We start from the raw sequence: 2,088 nt of genomic DNA, 5'->3' as shown, positions 1-2,088 counted from the left end.
GCGATGACCTCTTCGAGAACGTCCCACACCTGCGGACGCTGACGCTCCACCATGCGCTTGGCGGACTTGATGTTCTGCGCGTGGTTGAGATCGACCAGACGCTTCATCACGAACGGCTTGAACAGCTCGAGCGCCATCAGCTTGGGCAGACCACACTGGTGCAACTTGAGCTGCGGGCCGACGACGATGACCGAACGGCCCGAGTAGTCGACGCGCTTACCGAGGAGGTTCTGACGGAAGCGACCCTGCTTGCCCTTGAGCAAGTCGGACAACGACTTCAGCGGACGGTTGCCCGGTCCGGTGACCGGACGTCCACGACGACCGTTGTCGAAGAGAGCGTCGACCGACTCCTGCAGCATCCGCTTCTCGTTGTTGACGATGATCTCGGGAGCACCGAGATCGATCAGACGCTTGAGGCGGTTGTTGCGGTTGATGACGCGGCGGTACAGATCGTTGAGGTCGGACGTCGCGAAACGTCCACCGTCGAGCTGCACCATCGGACGGAGCTCCGGCGGGATGACCGGGACGGCGTCGAGAACCATGCCCATGGGCGAGTTCCGGCCGGCCTGAAACGCCGCGACGACCTTCAGACGCTTCAGTGCGCGAAGCTTCTTCTGGCCCTTGCCGCTGCGAATGGTCTCGCGCAGGTTCTCGGCCTCGGCGTCGACGTCGAAGGTCTGCATGAGCTTCTGGATCGACTCGGCACCCATGGCGCCGGTGAAGTACTCGCCGTAGCGGTCGATGAGCTCGCGGTAGATGAGCTCGTCCACGATGAGCTGCTTCGGAGACAGCTTGGTGAACGTGGTCCAGATCTCTTCGAGACGATCCAGCTCACGCTGCGAACGGTCACGGAGCTGACGCATCTCGCGCTCGCCGCCGTCCTTGACCTTGCGACGCACGTCGGACTTGGCACCCTCGGCTTCGAGCTCGGCGATGTCCGCTTCGAGCTTCTGAGCGCGGGCCTCGAGGTCGGCGTCGCGCTGATCTGCGACGGACTTCTTCTCGACCTCCATCTCGGCCTCGAGCGTCGAGAGCTCGTTGTGACGGAGCTCGTCGTCGACCGTGGTGATGACGTAGGCAGCGAAGTAGATGATCTTCTCGAGATCCTTCGGAGCCAGGTCGAGCAGGTAACCGAGGCGCGACGGGACGCCCTTGAAGTACCAGATGTGCGTGACGGGTGCGGCCAGTTCGATGTGCCCCATGCGCTCACGACGAACCTTGGCGCGAGTGACCTCGACGCCGCAACGCTCGCAGATGATGCCCTTGAAGCGAACGCGCTTGTACTTACCGCAGTAGCACTCCCAGTCCCGGGTGGGGCCGAAGATCTTCTCGCAGAAGAGGCCGTCCTTCTCGGGCTTGAGCGTGCGGTAGTTGATGGTTTCCGGCTTCTTGACCTCGCCGTAGGACCACTGACGGATGTCGTCCGCAGTGGCGAGGCCAATGCGGAGTTCATCGAAGAAGTTGACGTCGAGCACGTAACTTCCTTTCCCCGTTATGGGTGTTGTGCTGGAAGAGCAAATGAGAAAGACGCCTGCCGGACCCGCACTGGGCGGATCCGGCAGACCACAGAACTACTGAGCGAGATCGTCGACGGTCGCGGCTTCGTTGCGGGAGAGGTTGATTCCCAGGTTGGCTGCGGCACGCTCGAGGTCTTCGTCGTCACCGTCGGCCATCGTGATGGCTGCGCCGTCCGAGGACAGCACCTCCACGTTGAGGCACAGCGACTGGAGCTCCTTGAGGAGCACCTTGAAGGACTCGGGGATACCGGGCTCCGGGATGTTCTCGCCCTTGACGATGGCCTCGTACACCTTCACGCGGCCGACGACGTCGTCCGACTTGATGGTGAGGAGTTCCTGCAGCGTGTAGGCAGCGCCGTACGCCTGCATGGCCCAGCACTCCATCTCACCGAAGCGCTGTCCACCGAACTGAGCCTTACCACCGAGGGGCTGCTGCGTGATCATCGAGTACGGCCCGGTCGAACGAGCGTGGATCTTGTCGTCGACCAAGTGGTGCAGCTTGATGATGTACATGTAGCCCACCGACACCGGGTACGGGAACGGCTCGCCGGAACGGCCGTCGAACAAGGTG

The 2,088-nt window shown here is 62.5% G+C and carries 1 protein-coding gene and 1 pseudogene; both read right to left on the bottom strand.

The annotated features are described in order from the left end of the window. Positions 1-1,475: pseudogene (locus tag WBQ44_RS19205) on the bottom strand (DNA-directed RNA polymerase subunit beta'); the annotation flags it as partial. 96 nt (positions 1,476-1,571) lie between these two features. Beyond that, positions 1,572-2,088: DNA-directed RNA polymerase subunit beta (locus WBQ44_RS19200; protein WP_495568264.1), on the bottom strand; the 517-nt coding region annotated here is incomplete at its 5' end.

The sequence above is a fragment of the Rhodococcus sp. (in: high G+C Gram-positive bacteria) genome (genome assembly GCF_049591685.1).
Taxonomy (GTDB): domain Bacteria; phylum Actinomycetota; class Actinomycetes; order Mycobacteriales; family Mycobacteriaceae; genus Rhodococcoides.
The sequence above is the reverse complement of the archived record's forward strand: the minus strand, read 5'-3'. Positions and strand labels throughout refer to the sequence as shown.